Below are 20186 nucleotides of genomic sequence, written 5' to 3' on the forward strand. Positions count from 1 at the left end.
GAGGCGCCGGCGGCACCGCCGGCGCGTGTGGCGGCGGGAGTCTCAGACATCCGCGTTCTCCTTCGCGATGGCCTGCGCCAACTGCTCGGCCTTGAACGGCAGTCCGGTCACCTGGGTGTAGGAATGGGCGTCCACGAGGTACTTCGCCCGGAGCAGGTGCGCGAGCTGGCCGAGGTTCATCTCCGGCACCAGCACCTTGTCGTACCGGGCCAGCACCGCCCCGAGGTTGGCCGGGAACGGGTTGAGGTGGCGCAGGTGGGCCTGCGCGACCTGGCCGCCCTCCCGGCGGATACGGCGGACCGCGGCGGTGATCGGCCCGTAGGTCGAGCCCCAGCCCAGCACCAGGGTCCGCGCCGCGCCGCCGGGGTCGTCCACCTCCAGGTCGGGCACCGCGATGCCGTCGATCTTCGCCTGCCGGGTGCGGACCATGAAGTCGTGGTTGGCCGGGTCGTACGAGATGTTCCCGGTGCCGTCCTGCTTCTCGATGCCGCCGATGCGGTGTTCGAGGCCGGGGGTGCCGGGCACCGCCCAGGGCCGGGCCAGGGTCTCGGGGTCGCGCAGGTACGGCCAGAAGCTCTCCGTGCCGTCGGCCGCGGTGTGGTTCGGGCCGGACGCGAACTCCACCCGCAGGTCCGGCAGTTCGGCGACGTCGGGGACGCGCCACGGCTCCGACCCGTTGGCGAGGTAGCCGTCGGAGAGCAGCATCACCGGGGTGCGGTAGGTGATCGCGATCCGGGCGGCCTCCAGCGCGGCGGTGAAGCAGTCCGCGGCGGTGGCCGGGGCCACGATCGGCACCGGCGCCTCGCCGTTGCGCCCGTACATCGCCTGGAGCAGGTCGGCCTGCTCGGTCTTGGTCGGCAGGCCGGTGGACGGCCCGCCGCGCTGGATGTCCACCACCAGCAGCGGCAGCTCCAGCGACACCGCCAGGCCGATCGTCTCGGACTTCAGCGCCACCCCGGGCCCGGAGGTGGTGGTGACCGCCAGCGACCCGCCGAACGCGGCGCCCAGCGCCGCGCCGATGGCCGCGATCTCGTCCTCGGCCTGGAAGGTCCGCACGCCGAAGTTCTTGTGCCGGCTCAGCTCGTGCAGGATGTCCGAGGCCGGGGTGATCGGGTAGGAGCCGAGGAACAGCGGCAGCCCGCTGCGGCTCGACGACGCGATCAGGCCGTAGGCGAGCGCGAGGTTCCCCGAGATGTTGCGGTAGGTGCCGGCCGGGAAGGCGCTGGCGGCGGGCGCGACCTCGTAGGAGACCGCGAAGTCCTCGGTGGTCTCGCCGAAGTTCCAGCCGGCGCGGAAGGCGGTGACGTTCGCCTCGGCGATGTCCGGCTTCTTCGCGAACTTCTTGCGCAGGAAGGACTCGGTGCCCTCGGTCGGGCGGTGGTACATCCAGGAGAGCAGGCCCAGCGCGAACATGTTTTTCGCGCGCTCGGCGTCCTTGCGGGCCAGGCCGCTGTCCTTCAGCGCCTCCAGGGTCAGCGTGGTCAGCGGCACGGGGTGCACCGCGTACGCCGCCAGCGAGCCGTCCTCCAGCGGGCTGGCGGCGTACCCGACCTTCGCCATCGCGCGCTTGGTGAACTCGTCGGTGTTGACGATGACCTCCGCGCCCCGCGGCAGGTCGGCCAGGTTCGCCTTCAGGGCGGCCGGGTTCATCGCCACCAGCACGTCGGGGGCGTCACCCGGGGTGAGGATGTCGTGGTCGGCGAAGTGCAGCTGGAACGAGGAGACGCCCGGCAGCGTGCCCGCGGGGGCCCGGATCTCGGCCGGGAAGTTCGGCAGCGTGGACAGGTCGTTGCCGAACGACGCCGTCTCGGAGGTGAAGCGGTCGCCGGTGAGCTGCATCCCGTCACCGGAGTCGCCGGCGAACCGGATGATCACCCGGTCGAGCCGACGGGTCTCCTTGTCGGAGGTGCGCTGTTCCCCGCGCTCCGCGAGCCCTCCGCGCTCTTCGAGCTCCCCGAGCTCCCCGAGTTCCTTGAGGCTCCCGAGCGCTTCGGCTTTCCCGACCGGGGAGCCGAGAGCGGTACCCGGGCCCTCGTGTTCCTCGTTGATGGGGCTGCTGACCTGGCTGGTCACTGAACGGACCTCCTTCGCGGCGGCACGGCGCAGAGCCTGTCCGGTGGCCTCCGCCCGGGTGGCACCCGACAGGCTCTCACCGGTCATCGTACGTCGGTAAGGGTCGCCTTCCCGGTACGTCCCGGCATCTGGCAGCCGGGCGCACGGTGGTGCGCGCACCCGGCTGCCCGCCCCTGCGCAGCGCTGTTGCCCGTCCCGCCGTCAGACGGCCGGTCGGTGATTCCGGAAATTCACGAGTTCAAATAGGTCAGCACCGCCAGCACCCGGCGGTGATCTCCCTCACTTGGCGCGAGCCCGAGCTTCAGGAAGATGTTGCTCACGTGCTTCTCCACGGCGCCGTCGCTCACCACGAGCTGCTTGGCCACCGCCGAGTTGGTCCGGCCCTCGGCCATCAGGCCCAGCACCTCGCGCTCGCGCGGGGTCAGCCCGGCCAGCACGTCCTGCTTGCGGCTGCGGCCGAGCAGCTGCGCGACCACCTCGGGGTCCAGCGCGGTGCCGCCCTCGGCGACCCGGACCACCGCGTCCACGAACTCGCGGACCTCGGCCACCCGGTCCTTGAGCAGGTAGCCCACCCCGCGGCTGCTGCCCGCCAGCAGCTCCGTCGCGTACTGCTCCTCGACGTACTGCGACAGCACCAGCACCCCGACGCCCGGGTGCTCCTTCCGCAATTGCACGGCGGCGCGCACCCCTTCGTCGGTGTGCGTCGGGGGCATCCGCACGTCGGCCACCACCACGTCGGGAGGCGCGCCCTGGTCGGCCAGTTCGCGCACCGCCTTGATCAGCCCCTCGGCGTCGCCGACCCCCGCGACCACGTCATGACCCCGGTCGGTCAGCAGCCGGGTCAGTCCCTCCCTGAGCAGTACCGAATCCTCGGCGATGACGACCCGCACTCTTTCCTCCACGGTCTTCAGCTTCCCCCGTCCGAACCGACTCCCCCAGCATCCCAGCATCGGCGGCCCAATGAGGAATACGGTGCGGGGTGGGCAAGGTTGCGCCCGGCGATCAGAGGCAGCTGCCCATGCGGGCGGGGGCCCAGGGAGAGGAGAACGTGTGCGCGCGGTCGGTTTCGACGTCATCGGCGGTCCTGAGGTGCTCAAGCCCGTGGATCTGCCCGCCCCCGTGCCCGGCCCCGGTCAGCTCCTGGTCCGGGTCGCGTACGCGGGCGTCAACCACGACGAGATGCGGCACCGGCTCGGGGACTTCGGCACGCCGCGGCGCACCACCGTGCCCGGCTTCGAGGTCTCCGGCGAGGTCGCGGCGGTCGGCCCCGGCGTGACCGGCCTGGCGGTCGGCGAGCAGGTCGCCGCCTACCTCCCCGACGGCGGCGGCTACGCCGAGTACGCCCTCGCCCCCGCGGACTTCGCCTTCCCGCTCGACGGGATCTCGCTGCGCGACGGCGGCGGCGCCGGCCTGACCCTCACCGCCGCTTACGGCATCCTCGCCGGCGCCGCCCGGCTGACCGCGGGCGACACCGTGCTGATCCACGCCGCCGCCGGCGGTATCGGCTCGGCCGCCGCGCAGATCGCCCGCGCCCTGGGCGCCGCGGCGGTCTACGGCACGGTCGGCTCCCCGGCGAAGGCCGAGTACGCCAAGCGCTTCGGCTACGACGCGGTCCACCCGCGGGACGCCTTCGCCGAGGCGGTCCGCGAGGTCGACGTGGTGCTCGACCCGATCGGCGGCCCGACCCGGCTCGCCTCGCTGCCGCTGCTCGCCCCCTTCGGCCGCCTCGCCCTCTACGGCGAGGCCGCCCGCCACCCCGACCTCACCCTCCCGCTGCTGCCGCTGTGGCAGAACAACCGCTCGCTGGCCGGCTACCACATCGCCGACCTCGCCCGCCGCGCCCCCACCGCCGTCCGCTCGCACGCCCTGGCCGCGCTGTCCCTGCTGGCCTCGGGCGCGATCCGGCTCGACGTCACCTCGGAACTCCCGCTCGACCGGGCGGCCGACGCCCACGAGGTCCTGGCGGCGGGCCGCGGCACCGGAAAGGTGCTGCTGCGGGTCGCGTAGCCTCCGATGAAGCCGGCGGTCCGCGACGAGGCGGCCGGCGTACCAAGCCGATCGACCCGGGAGTTGGGCATGGAACGCGTGACGGAGCGGCTTCTGCTCCGGGGGTGGCGGGACGAGGACCTGGTCCCGCTGGCCGACATCTACGCCGACCCGGAGGTGATGCGGTTCATCGGCGCCGGTGCCACCCGCACCTACGAGCAGACGGCCGCGAGCTTCGCGATGCTGCGGCAGGAGTGGCGGGACCGCGGCTACGGCATGTTCGCCGTCGAGGTCCGGGCGACCGGTGAGCTGGCCGGCTGGGTCGGCATGACGGTGCCGGCCTTCCTGCCGGAGATCCTGCCCGCCGTGGAGATCGGCTGGCGGCTGGGCCGGGCGCACTGGGGGCGCGGATACGCCACCGAGGCCGCGCGCGAGGCGCTGGCGTACGGCTTCGACGAGGCCGGCCTGGACCGGATCGTCAGCGTCTGCAACGTGGAGCACCACGCGTCGCGGCGGGTGATGACCAAGCTGGGCATGGTGCTCGACCGCCGCACCACGGTCCCCGCGCACGGGACGCCGGTGGACGTCACGGCGATCACCCGGGCGCAGTTCACGGCGGCGCGGGCCGCCGGGGCGTGACGCGGCCCCCCGGCGGCCGGGTTCCGGCGGCGGGGCGGCAACGGCGCCGCCCGGATGGGCGGTTGGCGCGCCTGCGGCCGGACCCGCTCGATCGCGGCGAGGTCGATGGCCGGGGCGTCCCGCGCCGGGCGAGCCGGATCAGCGCCGACGGCCGGGCCGGGGCCAGTCCGTGCGGTCTTGCCGGCGTACCCGCCGGCTGGCCGTCCTTACCCGGTCGCCGCCGTGAGGTCGTGGGCGAAGGTGACGCGGTCCAGGCCGGGGCCGTCGTAGTCGGGGTGGACCGAGGGGGCGGCGTCGGGGGAGCCGGGGAGTTCAGTGAAGCCGATCCGGGTGTGGAAGGCGCGGGACGCGGCGTTCGCCGGGCTGGTGATCGCATGCACCTGACGGCAGTGGCGGGCCCGGGCGAGGGCGAAGAAGCGGTGGTAGAGCGCGGTCGCGATGCCACGGCCGTGCAGCGCCGGATCGACGCCGACGAAGTGGATGTAGGCGATGTCGGGCCGGTCCTGGGAGAGGAAGCCGACGAGGAACGCGGCGAGTTCGCCACTGGGGCGCTCGGCGACATGGCTGGTGCCGGTGAAGTGCTGGAAGTACAACCGCGGCAGCAGCAGGGCCCGCTCCCGTGACCCCGTCTCGCCGCCCAGCCCTCCCCACCACTGGTCGAGTACGGCCAGTACCCGTGCGTGGTCCTCGACGCGGGGGTGACGCAGGGCCAGCCCGCCGGGAAAGTCGTCGGTCATCCCTCCAGTCTCCCAGCAACCCCCGCCGAGCGGCGCGCCGGAACCCGTGGGCGTGGACGATCGGCGCCCGGCACCGCGCCCGCACCCCGCGCCCGCCCCCTCACCCGCACCTCCTCACGGCGGGCGGACCCTGACCGTGCTGCACCTGCCCGGCCACCCCCCGGGTCGGTCGCCCTGCTGGAGGAGCACACCGGGACGCTCTGCTCCGGTGACGTCGTGTACGACGGCCACCTCGTGGCCGACCTGCCCGAGTCGGACCCGGCGGCCTACCGCCGCAGCCTGGAGGTCCTCGCCCAGCTGGACGTGGCGGTGGTGCACCCGGGCCACGGCCGCAGCTTCGACCGGGCCCGGCTGCGCCACATCGTCACGCGCCACCTCGGCGGGCGGTAGCCGGGCGGACTCCCCCCGGCCGGCCGCGGCCGGTCACACCCGCCAGGGCAGCTCCGCCGCGATCCGGGTGGGACCGCCCGGCGGGGAGTCCACCACCAGCACCCCGTCGACCGCGTCGAGGCGCTCCGCCAGGCCGGCCAGGCCCGAGCCGGCGTCCACCGACGCCCCGCCGCGGCCGTTGTCGTAGACGTGCAACATGAGCCGGTCGTCGGTCTGCCAGACGTCCACGGAGGCGCGGGAGGCGCCGCTGTGCTTGCTGACGTTCTGCAGGAGTTCGGAGACCGTGAAGTAGGCGATGCCCTCGATCGCGGGCACCGGCCGGGCCGGCAGGTCGACGGTGACCGAGACCGGCACGGTGCAGCGGGCGGCGACCGCCGAGAGCGACGGGCCCAGGCCGCGGTCGGTGAGGATCGCCGGGTGGATGCCGCGGGCGAGGTCGCGCAGCTCCTGGAGGGCCACCTTCACCTCGCCGTGCGCCTCCTCGACCATGGCCGCGCCGGTCTTCGGGTCCTCCAGCAGCTTCTCCTTGGCCAGGCCCAGGTCCATGGCCAGGGCGACCAGCCGGGCCTGGGCGCCGTCGTGCAGGTCGCGCTCGATCCGGCGCAGGTCCGCCGCCGCGGTGTCCACCACCGCGCCGCGGTCCGACTCCAGCTCGGTGACGCGGTCGGCCAGCCGGGACGGGCCGAGCAGGCCGCTGACCAGCATCCGGTCCACGTGCGCCATGCCCCGCACCACCCACGGCAGCAGCGCCACCAGCGCCAGCCCGATCACCACGCACAGCAGCAGGTCCGCGGGGGTGTGCAGCCACCAGCCGTGGTGGCGGTCGCCGTCCCCGTAGACCTGGAGGCCCTGCTGGCCGAAGTAGACCGGGAAGACCCAGCGCCACAGCGGGTAGGTGAGCAGCCCCCAGCCGTAGGTGAAGAAGCTGATCGACACGCAGAAGGTGAGGACGCCCCACGGGAAGTGCAGCAGGCAGTAGATCGCGTGCCGCCAGTTGACGCCGCTGCCGAGCTGGCCGCCCAGCCACGGGAGGAAGCCGCGGCTCTTGGTGCGGACCGGGCCGGGCTCCTCGACGTCGAGCCAGAGCAGCGAGCGGGCCCGCGCCCGCTCGACGTAGCCGACGGCCCGGCAGCCGCCGAGGGCCAGCACCAGCACCGGCAGCCCGATGAAGGTGATCAGCAGGCCGGCGCCCAGCGACAGCATCGTGACCGTCCACACGAAGCCGATCAGGCACATCGGGAGGTTCAGCAGGAGGTACGCGAGTTCCCGCCAGGTACGCGCCTCGACGGGCGCGCGCAGTGCGGTGGGCAGCCGGTGCTCTCGCTCGGCCGGCTGGTTGCCGTACGCCATGGTCGGGACCGTCCTTTCGGTACTGCTGGTCATACCGACCACAGTGCCCGGGCCGGAGGCGCGCGCCCATGGTGCGGATCGGCGTCTTGGGGGTGGGGATTTCCCTACCTATCGCTGGGGCGTGCCGCTGCTCCACGCCCGCGGGCCTGCCGGCACTGCCCTGACGGCGCGGCCCTCGCCGCACTGCCCTACCGGCGCGGCGCGGCCTGCGTGCCGAATTCCCGGTCCCGCCACGGCAGCTCCGCCGTCACCATGGTCGGCCCGCCCACCGGAGAGGCCACCACGAACAGGCCGTCGACGGAGTCCAGCCGCTCCGCGAGCCCGGCCAGGCCGGACCCGGAGCTGACGTCCGCGCCACCCTGCCCGTCGTCGCGCACCTGGATCATCAGCCGGTCGCCCGAGTGCCACACGTCCACCGACGCGGTACGGGCCCGGCTGTGCTTGCTGACGTTCTGCAGGAGTTCGGAGACCGTGAAGTACGCGATGCCCTCGATCGCCTCGGCGGGCCGGGCCGGCAGGTCCACGGTGACCGAGACCGGCACGGTGCAGCGGGTCGCGACCGAGGACAGGGCCGCGTCCAGGCCGCGGTCGGTGAGGATCGCCGGGTGGATGCCGCGGGCGAGGTCGCGCAGCTCCTGGAGGGCCACCTTCACCTCGCCGTGCGCCTCGCCGACCATCTTCGCCGCCGCCTCGGGGTCCTCCAGCAGCTTCTCCTTGGCCAGGCCCAGGTCCATGGCCAGGGCCACCAGCCGGGCCTGGGCGCCGTCGTGCAGGTCGCGCTCGATCCGGCGCAGGTCCGCCGCCGCGGTGTCGAAGACCACCCCGCGGTCGGACTCCAGCTCCGCGATCCGCTGCTCCAGCTCGTCGGAGGGCTGGAGCAGCCCGCGGGCCAGCGCCCGGTCCACCGTCGACATGGCCCTGGCCAGGTAGGGCAGCACCGGCCACAGCACGAACAGCGAGGTGAGCGTCACCGCGAAGGTGACGATGCCCCACGGCAGCCGGATCGAGAAGTAGAGCGCGTGCCGCCAGGCCACCGGGTCCTTCAGCGACGCCCACAGCCAGGGCAGGAACCCGCCCAGCGTCTTCTTCCGCAGCGGCCGCGGCTCCTCCACGTGCACCCCGAGCAGCTTGCGCACCCTGGCCCGCTCCAGCTTGCCCAGCAACCGGCAGCCGCCCAGGCCGAACGCCAGCAGCGGCAACCCGATCACCGTCACGGACAGGCCGGCGCCCAGCGACAGCGTGGTCACGACGTAGATGAAGCCGATCAGCGACATGAAGAGGTTCAGCAGGAGGTTCGCGATCTCCTTCCACGTCACGGCGTCGAAGGCGAACCGGGCCGGGGGCAGCGGTTCGGACGTCGAGGTCGCGGAGCTGCGCGGGGCGGGCGAGGTGTCCATGGGTCAAGCCTGCCGTTCCGGCGGGGGCCCGCGCCATGGGGTGCGCGCTCCGGCGTGTGGTGGGGTTATCCCCCGTATCCGCTGGAAGCGGCCCGGCGGTGCGGGTTGAGTGCATTCGCCGGGGCTCGTCCCGGGGCTCGCACCGCGGTCCCCTCGGCCGCCTGCCGCGGTCCGGCCGCCCTCTCCTCCGTCATCCGTGGACGGCTGCGTCCGCCGGTGGGACCAGGGCCTAGACTCCCTCCGTATAAATCGTCTAAAGATCCATCCGGATCGCTGGACATCGCTGGTCAACGAGTGAACGAGGGGCGGACGGACGTGGACTACTTCCACGGCTACTCGGTCGTCGGTCTGGTCGCGGTCGTCGGCGTGCTCTTCGTGACGGTCTCGTTCACGGCCGGGCGGCTGCTGCGGCCTGACGTGCCGACGCGGGAGAAGCTGCTCACCTACGAGTGCGGCGTCGACCCGGTCGGCGAGGACTGGGCGCACACCCAGATCCGCTACTACGTGTACGCGTTCCTCTATGTGATCTTCGCGGTGGACGCGATCTTCCTCTTCCCGTGGGCGACGGTCTTCGCGGCCCACGGCTTCGGCGGCACCACGCTCGTCGAGATGTTCGTCTTCCTCGGCTTCCTCGCGGTCGGGCTGCTCTACGCGTGGAAGAAGGGCGTGCTCGAATGGACGTGACCCTGCCCGACCCGGCGCAGCCGGCCCCGCCCAGGGTGGCACTGCCCGAGCCCCGCCGGCTCGGCCCGCTGGCCCGGCTGGCGCCCGAGCCGATGAAGGTCGTGCTCAACTGGGGCCGCCGCTACAGCCTGTGGGTGTTCAACTTCGGGCTCGCCTGCTGCGCGATCGAGTTCATCGCCGCGTCCATGGCCCGGCACGACTTCATCCGGCTCGGCGTGATCCCGTTCGCGCCCGGCCCGCGCCAGGCCGACCTGATGGTGGTCTCCGGCACGGTCACCGACAAGATGGCGCCCGCGGTGAAGCGGCTGTACGAGCAGATGCCCGAGCCGAAGTACGTCATCTCCTTCGGCGCCTGCTCCAACTGCGGCGGCCCGTACTGGGACTCGTACTCCGTGACGAAGGGCGTCGACCAGATCATCCCGGTGGACGTCTACGTGCCCGGCTGCCCGCCCCGGCCCGAGGCGCTGCTCCAGGGCATCCTCAAGCTCCAGGAGAAGATCGCCCGGGAGTCGCTGGGCGAGCGGTACGGCCACGGGCCGGCCGCGCGGCCCTCGACCGCCGCGCTGACCAGCGGCCTCGTCACACCGCCGCCGCCCCCGGCGCCGTCGCCCCCGCCGGCTGCCTCGGACTCACCCGGGGACGGCTCGGGGAACGCCGGCCCGGGGAACGCCGGCCCGGAGGCGGACGGACCGGAGGCGGGGGAGCGGTGAGCGCCTTCGAGCAGCTCCCCGAGGGCGCGGCCGAGGTCTTCGGCGAGGGCGCGACCGCCGAGGAGGCGTACGGCCTGCTCACCGTCGACGTCCCGCCCGCCGGGTGGGTGGCGGCGCTGACCGCGGCCCGGGACACCCTCGGCTGCACCTTCTTCGACTGGCTCAGCGCGGTGGACGAACCCGGCACCGGCTTCCGGGTGTGCGCCCATGTCGTACGGCTCGAACGCGGCGTCGGGCGGCTGCTGGTGCGGACCACCGTGCCGCACGACGCGGCCGAACTGGCGACCGCGACCGGGGTCTACGCGGGCGCGGGCTGGCACGAGCGCGAGACCCACGAGATGTTCGGCGTCGCCTTCACCGGGCACCCGGGGATGGCCCCGCTGCTGCTGCCCGAGGAGTTCGAGGGGCACCCGCTGCGCAAGGACTTCGTGCTGGCCGCGCGGGTGGCCAAGGCGTGGCCGGGCGCGAAGGAGCCGGGCGAGTCCCACGACGGCGGCCCGAAGCGGCGGCAGATGCTGCCGCCGGGCGTGCCGGACCCGAACGAGTGGGGCCCGTTGAAGGGCCAGCTGCCGCCGGCGCCGGCCCGCCCTGCGCGGCGCGCGGGTGCCGCGGGTGCCGGTGCTGGTGCGGGGGAGCGGCCCGCCCGCAGGACCCGCAGCGCGGGCGACGGCTCGGCGAGCCAGACCCCGTCCCGCCCGGCCCGGACACCGCGCCCGGCCACACCGGACGCGCCCTGGCAGAAACCGGCGGAGCAGCCTCCGGCGGACCAACCGCCCGCCGAGCAGCCCCCCGCCGAGCAGCCCCCGGCCGAGCAGTCTCCGGCCGAGCAGCCCCCGGCGCCGCCCGCCCGTGACGAACCCCCCACCGCCGAACCGCCCGCCGCCGAACCGCCCACCGACGAAGGAGGCCGTACCCCGTGAACGACACGCTCCATGTCGTCCTGCGGCTGGTCGCCGTCCTCGTCGTGTTCCTGGTGCTTCCGCTGGTGGTCGGGCAGACCGAGCACAAGGTGATGGCGCACATGCAGGGCCGGCTCGGCCCGATGTACGCCGGCGGATTCCACGGCTGGGCCCAACTCGTCGCCGACGGCGTGAAGTTCGCGCAGAAGGAGGACGTGGTCCCGGCCGACGCGGACCGCCGGATCTTCCAGCTCGCGCCCGCCGTCGCCCTGTTGCCGTACCTCCTGGTGCTGATCGTCATCCCGGTCGGGCCGCACGGCTTCGTCGGGGAGGCGATCGACGCCGGGCTGTTCTTCGTGCTCGCCGTGATGGGTGTCGGCGTGCTCGGGTCGCTGATGGCCGGGTGGGCGTCGGCGAACAAGTTCTCGCTGCTCGGCGGTCTGCGCACGGCCGCCCAGCTGATGGCGTACGAACTGCCGATGCTGCTCGCCGCCGCGTCCGTGGCGATGGCCGCGGGCACCTTGTCGCTGCCGGGCATCGTCGAGTCGTACCACTGGTGGTGGACGCTGTGGCAGCTCATGGGCGGCCTGGTGTTCTTCACCGCCGGGCTCGCCGAGTTGCAGCGGCCGCCGTTCGACATGCCGGTGGCCGACTCGGAGATCATCTTCGGCGCGTACACCGAGTACACCGGGCTGCGCTTCGCGCTGTTCCTGCTCGCCGAGTACGCCGGGATCGTGGTGCTGTGCGCGCTGACCACGGTGCTGTTCCTCGGCGGCTGGCACGGGCCGTGGTCGGGCAGCGTCGGCTGGCTGTGGACGCTGCTGAAGACCGGCGTGCTCGCCTTCGTGGTCATCTGGCTGCGGGTGAGCTACCCGCGGCTGCGCGAGGACCAGTTGATGAAGTTCGCCTGGACCGTGCTGATCCCGATCTCCCTCGTCCAGATCGCCCTGACCGGCGTCGTCAAGGTGGTGACCTCGTAAGCCATGCCTCTTCCCGGCTCCGGTCTGGCCAAGGGCCTGGCCGTCACCCTGCGCACGATGACGAAGAAGACCGTCACCGCCCGCTATCCCGACGCGCAACCCGAACTCCCCCCGCGCAGCCGCGGCGTGATCGCGCTGTTCGAGGAGAACTGCACGGTGTGCATGCTGTGCGCCCGTGAGTGCCCCGACTGGTGCATCTACATCGACTCGCACAAGGAGACGACGCCGCCCGCCGCGCCCGGCGGCCGCGAGCGCAGCCGCAACGTGCTGGACCGCTTCGCGATCGACTTCTCGCTGTGCATGTACTGCGGCATCTGCATCGAGGTGTGCCCGTTCGACGCGCTGTTCTGGTCCCCGGAGTTCGAGTACGCGGAGACCGACATCCTCGAACTCACCCACGAACGCGACAAGCTGCGCGAGTGGATGTGGACGGTGCCGGCGCCGCCCCCGCTCGACCCGGCGGCGGAGGAGCCGAAGGAGATCGCGGCGGCCCACAAGGCGGCGGAGAAGGCGGCGCAAGCGGCGGCGCAGGAAGCGGCCCAGGCGGCGGCTGAGGCGGCGGACCGGTCCGCGGACCAGGCTGCCGACCAGGCCCAGGCGCCCGACGAACCCGGGGAGGACGCGTCGTGAACGTCCACCACAGCGCCCTCGCGCACCACGGCTTCCTCTCGCCCACCGGTGTCGAGATCACCTTCCTGCTGGTCGGCCTCGCCACCCTCGGCGCGGCCGTCATCACCGTCACCACCCGGCAACTCGTGCACGCGGCACTGTGGCTGGTGGTCGCGCTCGGCGGCATCGCGGTGGAGTACCTGCTGCTGACCGCCGAGTTCATCGCCTGGGTGCAGGTGCTGATCTACGTCGGCTCGGTCGTCGTGCTGCTGCTGTTCGGGCTGATGCTCACCCGGGCGCCGATCGGCCACTCGCCCGACGCCGACTCCGAGAACCGCTGGGTCGCCCTCGCGGTGGCGGTCGCCGCCGCGGCCACCCTGGTGTGGGTGGTGGTGGACGCCTTCCGCAGCACCTGGATCGACGTCCACCACGCCGCCGGGCAGAGCGCCACCAAGGTCACCGGCACCAGCCTCTTCCGGTTCTGGGTGCTGCCGTTCGAGGCGCTGTCGGTCCTGCTGCTGGCCGCCCTGGTCGGCGCGATCGTGCTGTCGAAGCGCGGGCCCGACGCGGTGCCCCCCGGCGGCGCGAACGGCCCGGCCGTACCCGGCTCCGGCGGCCCCGCCGCCCCGAACGGCAAGGACCGCTGATGCACCTCGTCTACCCCGCCGTGCTGGCCGCCCTGCTGTTCTGCGTCGGCCTGTACGGGGTGCTCGCCCGGCGCAACGCGATCCTCGTCCTGATGTCCGTCGAGCTGATGCTCAACGCCGTCAACCTCAACCTCGTCGCCTTCGACACCTGGCTCGGCGACCGGCTGCACTCCGGGCAGGCGCTCACCCTGTTCACCATCACCATCGCCGCCGCGGAGATCGGGATCGGCCTGGCGATCGTGCTGCTGGTGCACCGCAACCGCGGCACCGCCGACATCGACCGCCTCACCGACCTGGCCGACCCCGGGCAACCCCTCGGCGTGCCCGGGCCCCCGGAACCGGGCCCGGCCACCGCCTCAGGCCACGACGAGAAGGCAGAGGCCACCGCGTGACCCTGACCGCCCTTGCCGCGCTCGTCCCCGCACTGCCCTTCCTGGGCGCGGCCGCCGGACTCCTGCTCGGCCGGCGCGCACCCGGCTTCGTACGCCCGCTTGCGGTGCTGCCGACCGCGGTCTCCTTCGTGCTCGCCGCGATCGTCGCCGCCCGGCAGGGCACCGGAGCGGCCACCGACGCCTCGCACCGGCTGACCGTCACCGGCTCCGTGCCGATCGACCTCTCGCTGCACCTGGACGGCTTCTCCGTCCTGATCGCGCTGCTGGTCGGCCTGGTCGCCACCTGCGTGCAGGTCTACTCCGTCTCCTATCTGCGCGACGACCCGCGCTACCCCTCCTACGCGGCCGTGGTCTCGCTGTTCACCTCCGCGATGCTGCTCGTCGTCTACTCCGGCGACCTGATGGTGCTGCTGGTCGGCTGGGAGGTCATGGGCATCTGCTCCTACTTCCTGGTCGGTCACTACTGGGAGACCGAGGCGGCCCGCTCGGCCTCGATCAAGGCGTTCCTGGTCACCAAGCTCGGCGATGTGCCCTTCCTGATCGGCGTGTTCGCGCTCGCCGCGGACGCCGGCACCTTCCGGATCAGCGGCATCCTGCACGCCGCCGCCGACGGGCGGCTGCACCACCCGACGGTGATCGCGCTGCTGCTGCTCGCCGGCGTGGCCGGCAAGTCCGCGCAGTTCCCGCTGCACACCTGGCTGCCCGACGCGATGGCCGGCCCCACCCCGGTCTCCGCGCTGATCCACGCCGCGACCATGGTGGCCGCCGGCATCTACCTGGTGGCCAGGCTGCTGCCGGTGTTCACCGCGTCGGCCGCCGCGCTCGTCGTGCTGGCCGTGATGGCCGCGGTGACCATGGTCGGCTCGGGCCTGGCCGCGCTCGCCCAGGACGACATCAAACGGGTCCTCGCCTACTCCACGATCGGCCAACTCGGCTACATGGCGGGCGCGCTGGCCGTCGGCGACCGCGACGCCGCCGTCTTCCACCTCCTGTCGCACGGCGCGTTCAAGGCGCTGCTCTTCCTGGGCGCGGGCGTGGTGATCCACGCGGCGGGCACCAACTCGCTGACCGCGATGTCCCGTACGGGCGGGCTGCGCAAGCGGGTGCCCGACGCGATGTGGACGATGGCCCTCGCGCTGGCCGCGCTCGCCGCCCTCCCGCCGCTGTCCGGCTTCTTCTCCAAGGAGTCGGTGCTGCGCGCCGCCGAGCACGCCTCCTCCGGCGACACCGCGCACGTGCCGTCGGCGGTCGGCTGGACCGTGCTGGTCGCCGGGCTGGCCGCGGCCGTCCTCACCGGCGCCTACGCCACCCGCCTGTTCCTCCTCGCCTTCCTCGGCAACGGCCCGGCCGCCCCCGACCACGGACGGCAGCCGTTGCCGATGACCGCCGTGCTGTGGGTGCTGGCGATCCCCACCCTCGCCTTCGGCGGGCTCACCTACCGCAAGCTGCCCGACTGGTTCGGCGGCGGCACCCCGCTCGGCCCGACCCTGGTCACCTCCCTCCTCGGTACCGGGCTCGCCCTGGTGGGCGTGCTGATCACCTACGGGGCCTGGAAGGCGGTCGCCGCCACCCGCCGGGCCGTGCCGATCGGCGCGGTCGTCTCCGAACCGCCCGGCACCGGCAGCGCGCTCACCGACCACCTGGACGCGGACTCCGAACCCGCCCTGATCGAGGCCGAGGCCGAGGACAGCCACAAGGAGGTCTACGGCGACGTCGCCACCGCGCACGACCCCGGCGACCCGGGCCGGCTGCTGCTCGGCCCGCTGCACGCATCCGCCGCGCACGGCTTCCGCCTCGACGCCCTCTACACCGCGGTGTTCGTCCGCCCGGTGCTGGCCGCGGCCGCGCTGGTCCGCTTCCTGGACCGGGACGTCGTGGAGACCTGGGTACGCGGCGCCGCGGGTACCCCGAACCTGCTCGGCGCGGCCGTCCGCAAGGCCCAGACCGGAAACGTCCAGACCTACCTCAGCGCGCTGCTGGCCGGTGCGGTCGTCCTCGCCGTCCTCGTCGCCGTCGGAGGCTGAGCCCGAAGTGAACGACACCGCCCTTCAGTACATCCTCGCGGCGATCCTCGTGCTGCCGCTGCTCGGCGCGGTCGGCGCCCTGCTGCCGCCTCCGCCCGGTCTGCGCGGCCGCGACCCGGACCAGGCGGTGCTGCGGCACGGCGTGACCGTCACCGGCGCGGTGCTGGTCCTCGCGATCGTGCTCGCCGCCGGCTTCGACCACGACCACCCGGCGAAGATGCAGGCCACCACCGACCTCAACTGGATTCCCGCGCTGCGCATCCACCTCCACCTCGGTGTCGACGGCATCTCGCTGCCCCTGCTGGTGCTGACCGCGCTGCTGACCTTCCTGTGCGCGCTGTACTCGTACTTCAAGATGCCGGACGGCCCGCGGCCCCGGGCCTTCGTCGCGCTGCTCCTGCTGCTCGAAGGCGGCACGCTGGCCAGCTTCGCCGTCCTCGACCTGATCCTCTTCTTCCTCGCCTTCGAGACCGTGCTGGTCCCGATGTACTTCCTCATCTCCCGCTGGGGCGGCGCGAACCGGGAACGCTCGGCGCTGCGCTTCATCGTCTACACCCTTCTCGGCTCCGTGATCATGCTGCTCGGCCTGCTCCTCATCGGGGTGAAAGCGGGCACATTCGACATGGTGGCACTCGCCACTGACAACGGGTCACACCTCAGTCACACCACGCAACTCGTCGCGGTCCTCGCGATCGGTCTCGGCCTCGCCGTGAAGGCCCCGATGTGGCCGCTGCACAGCTGGCTGCCCGACGCCCACACCGCCGCCCCCACCGTGGGCTCGGTGCTGCTCGCCGGGGTGCTGCTGAAGATGGGCACCTACGGCCTGGTCCGCGTGGTGCTGCCGATCGCGCCCGGCGGGATGCGCACCTTCGCCCCGTACCTGGCGGCCTTCGCGGTCGTCGGCATCATCTACGGCTCGCTCGCCTGCCTCGCGCTGGTCCGGCAGGGCAACGGCGGCGACCTCAAACGGCTCATCGCCTACTCCTCGGTCGGCCACATGGGCTTCGTGCTGCTCGGCATCGCCTCCATGAACCCCACCGGCGTCAACGGCGCCCTGTTCGCCAACGTCGCCCACGGCCTCATCACCGGCCTGCTCTTCTTCCTCGTCGGCGCCCTGAAGGACCGCTACGGCAGCAGCGACCTCGACCAGCTCGCCGGCCGCACCGGCGCGGCCCTCTACGGGCGGGCGCCCCGGCTGGGCGGCCTGCTGGCCTTCGGCGCCGTCGCCTCGCTCGGGCTACCGGGCCTGGCCGGGTTCTGGGGGGAGATGCTGGCGATGTTCGGCGCCTTCAAGCCCGGCGCCGGGCTCAGCCGTCCGGCGTATCTCACCTTCACCGCCGTCGCCGCCTTCGGCACCCTGCTGACGGCCGCCTACCTGCTCACCGTGGTCCGCCGGATGTGCATGGGCGACCGCGACACCGCGCGGGCCCAGCCGGCCCTGGCCGACGTACGCGGCTACGAGTTCGCCGCGTGGACACCGCTGGCCGCGCTCACCGTGCTGGCCGGGCTGTGGCCCGCGCTGCTGCTCGGCCTCACCGATCCGGCCGTACGCTCCCTGCTCGGAGGAAGCTGATGACCTCCCTCGGCGCGATCCCCGCCGCGATCCCCGCCGCGCTTCCGGGTGCGATCGCCACCGCGGGCCCCGCCCACAGCCCGGCCCCCGGCCTGGTGCACGGACCCGGGTTCGCGCTGGCCTCCTCGCTGACCGAGTCCGTCGACTGGAGCGCGGTCGCCCCGGCCGCGATCCCGGCCGCGCTGGCCGTCGTGCTGCTGGTCGCCGACCTCTTCCTGCCGCCGCGCCGCAAGCAGCTGCTGGCCTGGGTGACGGTCGCCGGGCTCGCGCTCGCGCTGCTCTCCCTGATCCCGCTGCGGGCCGGCCACCACGCCACCTTCTGCCGTACCGACGTCACCGGTGGCGGCTGCTCGTACACCGCCGACCGGTTCGCGCTCGTGGTGCAGGTGCTGGTGCTCGGCGGGGCGCTGCTGACCGCGCTGCTGTCCGCGCCCGCGGTCGAGGAGGAGCTGCCGGCCGGCGAGTTCTGGTTCCTGCTGCTGGCCTCCGCGGCCGGCGCCACCCTGCTGCCCGCCTCCCGCGACCTGGCCACGCTGATCGTCGCGCTGGAGGTCACCACGCTGCCGTCGTTCGCCCTGGTCGGGCTGCGCCGCGGCGACCGGCTGAGCAGCGAGGCCGCGCTGAAGTTCTTCCTCACCTCGGTGACCGCCACCGCGGTGTCGCTGCTCGGCGTCAGCTTCCTGTACGCCACCACCGGCACGCTCTACCTGGACCGGATCGGCCGTACGCTCGGCCACGAACCCGGCCAGCTGCACACCCTCGGCAAGGCCGGTGCCGCCCTGACGCTGCTCGGCTTCGCCTTCAAGCTGGCCGTGGCGCCCTTCCACTTCTGGGTGCCCGACACCTACGCGGGCGCACCGCTGCCGGTGGCCGCCTACCTCTCGGTGGTCGGCAAGGCGGCCGGCTTCTCCGGCCTCATCCTGCTCACCACGCTCGCCTTCCACCCGTACGCCGGCACCCTGGGCCCGGCGATGGGCGTCCTCGCCGCGCTGACCATGACCGTCGGCAACGTCGGCGCCCTGCGGCAGCGGCCCGACGCCGAGCGCGGCGCCGTACGCCTGCTGGCCTGGTCGTCGATCGGGCAGGCCGGCTACCTGCTCGTGCCGCTCGCCGCCGAGGCCGCCGGCCGCCCCGCGGGCTACCACGTCGGCACCACCGTGGCGTACGCCCTGATGTACGCGGTGGTGAACCTCGGCGCCTTCGCCGTCGCGGCCCTGGTCAGCCGCGGTGCGCCGCGCGGCCGGCTGACGGACTACCGCGGCCTGTACGCGTCCCGGCCCGCGGCCGCCCTCGCGCTCGCCTTCTTCCTGCTGTGCCTCGCCGGGCTGCCGCCCGGGCTGATCGGCCTGTTCGCCAAGGTGGCCGTCTTCTCCACGGCCGTCGACGCCCAGCACGGCTGGCTCGCGGTGATCATGGCCGTCAACGTGGCGATCGCCCTCGTGTACTACCTGCGGTGGACGGCGCTGCTGTTCGGACGCGCGAAGAGCGGGCAGGAAGGGGACATGGACGGCACGGTGGGCACGGCGGGCGACGCGGCGGGCCTCGCGACGGCCGCACGTACGCCCTTCGCCCTGACCGCCGCCATCGCGCTCGCCGCGGCGGCCGGCGTGGTGCTGTCCGGCGCGCCCCAGATCGTGCTGCGCTACGCGGAAGGGGTGCTGCTGTGAGCGCCGCCGCGGGCGCCGCAGGTGGGACGGGTCGCCGACGCGGATCGGACGGTAGCGCTGCGTGCGCGCGGGGGAACCAACGGCGTCCGAGTCGCGTTGACCAGTGCAGGAGGTTTTCCTGAAGGGGGAGATCCCCCCGACGCACACTTTGGAGGGCGCACGTGCACCGCCGGCACAACGGGCTGAAGACCGCCGTACTCCTCGGCGGGCTGTCCGCACTCATCCTGGTCATCGGCGCGTTCTTCGGCCGGACCGGGCTCATCGTGGCGCTCGTCATCGCCCTGGGCACGAACGCGTACGCGTACTGGAACAGCGACAAGCTGGCGCTGCGGGCCATGCGCGCGCGGCCGGTCAGCGAGTTCGAGGCGCCCGAGATCTACCGGATCGTGCGCGAGCTCTCGACGGCCGCCCGCCAGCCGATGCCGCGGCTGTACATATCGCCCACCGAGGCGCCGAACGCGTTCGCCACCGGCCGCAACCCGCGCAACGCGGCGGTCTGCTGCACCGAGGGCATCCTGCAGATCCTCGACGAGCGCGAGCTGCGCGGAGTGCTCGGCCACGAGTTGAGCCACGTCTACAACCGGGACATCCTGATCTCGTCGGTGGCGGGCGCGCTCGCCTCCGTCATCGTCTTCGTGGCGAACTTCGCCTGGCTGATCCCGATCGGCCGCTCCGACGACGACGACGGCCCCGGCATCCTCGGCATGCTCCTGCTGATGATCCTCGGCCCGATCGCCGCCTCCGTGATCCAGCTCGCCGTCTCCCGCTCGCGGGAGTACGAAGCGGACGCCTCCGGTGCCCGCCTCACCGGCGACCCGCTCGCGCTCGCCTCCGCGCTGCGCAAGCTGGACGCCGGCACCCAGCAGCGCCCCCTGGCGCCCGAACCCCGGCTGGAGACCACCAGCCACCTCATGATCGCCAACCCGTTCCGCCCGGGCACCGCCTCCAAGCTGTTCTCGACCCACCCGCCGATGGCAGAGCGCATCTCGCGCCTGGAAGAGATGGCAGGTCGTAACCGATGAAGACGATCCTGAACGTGATCTGGCTCGTGCTGTGCGGGCTGTGGATGTGCCTGGGCTACTTCCTGGCCGGGCTGATCCTGTGCATCACCATCATCGGCATCCCGTTCGGCATCGCGGCCTTCCGGATCGGCATCTACGCCTTGTGGCCCTTCGGCTACACGGCGGTCGAGCGGCGCGACGCCGGAGCCGGTTCCTTCGTCGGGAACGTGCTGTGGCTGATCCTCGCCGGCTGGTGGCTGGCACTCGGCCACATCGTCACCGGGATCGCGCTGTGCATCACGATCATCGGCATCCCGTTCGGCCTCGCGAACTTCAAGCTGATCCCGCTGTCGCTGATGCCGCTGGGCAAGGAGATCGTGCCGACCGATCAGCCGTTCGCCACGCGCTGAGCGGGCGCGGGACGGGGC

Annotated in this window: 20 protein-coding genes; 15 read left to right on the forward strand and 5 right to left on the reverse strand. The window is 73.2% G+C overall.

The features are described from left to right. Nucleotides 1-42 precede the first annotated feature (42 nt). Nucleotides 43-2073 carry a 2-oxoacid:acceptor oxidoreductase subunit alpha gene (locus ACIPAE_RS21000; protein ID WP_402447362.1) on the reverse strand — a complete coding sequence of 677 codons (2031 nt, stop codon included), beginning with the start codon at nucleotides 2071-2073 and terminating at the stop codon, nucleotides 43-45. A gap of 230 nt (nucleotides 2074-2303) precedes the next feature. After that, nucleotides 2304-2963: a response regulator transcription factor gene (locus ACIPAE_RS21005; RefSeq protein ID WP_328474390.1), complete on the reverse strand. Its 660-nt coding sequence runs from the start codon at nucleotides 2961-2963 to the stop codon at nucleotides 2304-2306. Nucleotides 2964-3123: 160 nt separating this feature from the next. Here ACIPAE_RS21005 and ACIPAE_RS21010 point away from each other — a divergent pair, with 160 nt between their 5' ends. Beyond that, on the forward strand, nucleotides 3124-4080 hold the full coding sequence (locus ACIPAE_RS21010) for a zinc-binding dehydrogenase (RefSeq protein WP_329365921.1): 957 nt from the start codon (nucleotides 3124-3126) through the stop codon (nucleotides 4078-4080). A 69-nt stretch (nucleotides 4081-4149) separates the two neighbouring features. Beyond that, entirely contained in the window at nucleotides 4150-4698 is a 549-nt protein-coding gene (locus ACIPAE_RS21015) for a GNAT family N-acetyltransferase (protein WP_329365920.1), read from the forward strand. A 206-nt stretch (nucleotides 4699-4904) separates the two neighbouring features. Here the strand turns inward: ACIPAE_RS21015 and ACIPAE_RS21020 are convergent, their stop codons facing one another. Beyond that, nucleotides 4905-5435: a GNAT family N-acetyltransferase gene (locus ACIPAE_RS21020; RefSeq protein WP_329365918.1), complete on the reverse strand. Its 531-nt coding sequence runs from the start codon at nucleotides 5433-5435 to the stop codon at nucleotides 4905-4907. Between the two features lie 216 nt (nucleotides 5436-5651). Between ACIPAE_RS21020 and ACIPAE_RS21025 the strand changes: the two genes are divergently transcribed. After that, complete coding sequence (locus tag ACIPAE_RS21025; RefSeq protein WP_402447082.1) at nucleotides 5652-5825, forward strand: hypothetical protein; 174 nt, start codon at nucleotides 5652-5654, stop codon at nucleotides 5823-5825. 33 nt (nucleotides 5826-5858) lie between these two features. On the opposite strand, the gene ACIPAE_RS21030 is transcribed toward ACIPAE_RS21025, so the two are convergent. After that, the gene (locus tag ACIPAE_RS21030) at nucleotides 5859-7208 is read right to left on the reverse strand and encodes a sensor histidine kinase (protein ID WP_402447085.1); all 1350 of its coding nucleotides are present in this window, start codon (nucleotides 7206-7208) and stop codon (nucleotides 5859-5861) included. A 155-nt stretch (nucleotides 7209-7363) separates the two neighbouring features. Next, a complete protein-coding gene (locus ACIPAE_RS21035) occupies nucleotides 7364-8572 on the reverse strand; it encodes a sensor domain-containing protein (RefSeq protein WP_329365914.1) in 1209 nt (402 codons plus the stop codon). A 315-nt stretch (nucleotides 8573-8887) separates the two neighbouring features. Between ACIPAE_RS21035 and ACIPAE_RS21040 the strand changes: the two genes are divergently transcribed. From ACIPAE_RS21040 to ACIPAE_RS21095, 12 genes are all read left to right on the forward strand, one after another. After that, nucleotides 8888-9256: an NADH-quinone oxidoreductase subunit A gene (locus tag ACIPAE_RS21040; protein WP_402447089.1), complete on the forward strand. Its 369-nt coding sequence runs from the start codon at nucleotides 8888-8890 to the stop codon at nucleotides 9254-9256. After that, on the forward strand, nucleotides 9247-9966 hold the full coding sequence (locus tag ACIPAE_RS21045) for an NADH-quinone oxidoreductase subunit B family protein (protein WP_329365911.1): 720 nt from the start codon (nucleotides 9247-9249) through the stop codon (nucleotides 9964-9966). The genes ACIPAE_RS21040 and ACIPAE_RS21045 overlap by 10 nt, the downstream gene beginning before the upstream one ends. Next, entirely contained in the window at nucleotides 9963-10886 is a 924-nt protein-coding gene (locus tag ACIPAE_RS21050) for an NADH-quinone oxidoreductase subunit C (protein WP_402447092.1), read from the forward strand. Before ACIPAE_RS21045 ends, ACIPAE_RS21050 begins: the two co-directional genes overlap by 4 nt. Then, nucleotides 10883-11845: an NADH-quinone oxidoreductase subunit NuoH gene (nuoH, locus tag ACIPAE_RS21055; RefSeq protein ID WP_328467901.1), complete on the forward strand. Its 963-nt coding sequence runs from the start codon at nucleotides 10883-10885 to the stop codon at nucleotides 11843-11845. The genes ACIPAE_RS21050 and nuoH overlap by 4 nt, the downstream gene beginning before the upstream one ends. Nucleotides 11846-11848: 3 nt before the next feature. After that, nucleotides 11849-12475, forward strand: coding sequence for a NuoI/complex I 23 kDa subunit family protein (locus tag ACIPAE_RS21060; RefSeq protein ID WP_402447096.1), 627 nt, complete (start codon nucleotides 11849-11851; stop codon nucleotides 12473-12475). After that, nucleotides 12472-13101 (forward strand): NADH-quinone oxidoreductase subunit J, encoded by a 630-nt coding sequence (locus ACIPAE_RS21065; RefSeq protein ID WP_329365906.1) that lies wholly within the window; start codon nucleotides 12472-12474, stop codon nucleotides 13099-13101. The genes ACIPAE_RS21060 and ACIPAE_RS21065 overlap by 4 nt, the downstream gene beginning before the upstream one ends. Further along, entirely contained in the window at nucleotides 13101-13493 is a 393-nt protein-coding gene (gene nuoK, locus ACIPAE_RS21070) for an NADH-quinone oxidoreductase subunit NuoK (RefSeq protein ID WP_328467907.1), read from the forward strand. Before ACIPAE_RS21065 ends, nuoK begins: the two co-directional genes overlap by 1 nt. Then, nucleotides 13490-15517 (forward strand): NADH-quinone oxidoreductase subunit L, encoded by a 2028-nt coding sequence (locus ACIPAE_RS21075; protein ID WP_366410140.1) that lies wholly within the window; start codon nucleotides 13490-13492, stop codon nucleotides 15515-15517. Before nuoK ends, ACIPAE_RS21075 begins: the two co-directional genes overlap by 4 nt. A 7-nt stretch (nucleotides 15518-15524) precedes the next feature. Next, the gene (locus ACIPAE_RS21080) at nucleotides 15525-17090 is read left to right on the forward strand and encodes a NuoM family protein (RefSeq protein WP_402447100.1); all 1566 of its coding nucleotides are present in this window, start codon (nucleotides 15525-15527) and stop codon (nucleotides 17088-17090) included. Beyond that, a complete protein-coding gene (locus ACIPAE_RS21085) occupies nucleotides 17090-18757 on the forward strand; it encodes an NADH-quinone oxidoreductase subunit N (protein WP_402447103.1) in 1668 nt (555 codons plus the stop codon). The genes ACIPAE_RS21080 and ACIPAE_RS21085 overlap by 1 nt, the downstream gene beginning before the upstream one ends. A 161-nt stretch (nucleotides 18758-18918) precedes the next feature. Then, the gene (gene htpX / locus ACIPAE_RS21090) at nucleotides 18919-19779 is read left to right on the forward strand and encodes a zinc metalloprotease HtpX (RefSeq protein WP_329365899.1); all 861 of its coding nucleotides are present in this window, start codon (nucleotides 18919-18921) and stop codon (nucleotides 19777-19779) included. Further along, nucleotides 19776-20168, forward strand: a complete 393-nt coding sequence (locus ACIPAE_RS21095) for a YccF domain-containing protein (RefSeq protein ID WP_366410142.1) — start codon at nucleotides 19776-19778, stop codon at nucleotides 20166-20168. The genes htpX and ACIPAE_RS21095 overlap by 4 nt, the downstream gene beginning before the upstream one ends. Nucleotides 20169-20186 lie beyond the last annotated feature (18 nt).

This window comes from Streptomyces sp. NPDC087270, assembly GCF_044744625.1.
Taxonomy (GTDB): domain Bacteria; phylum Actinomycetota; class Actinomycetes; order Streptomycetales; family Streptomycetaceae; genus Actinacidiphila.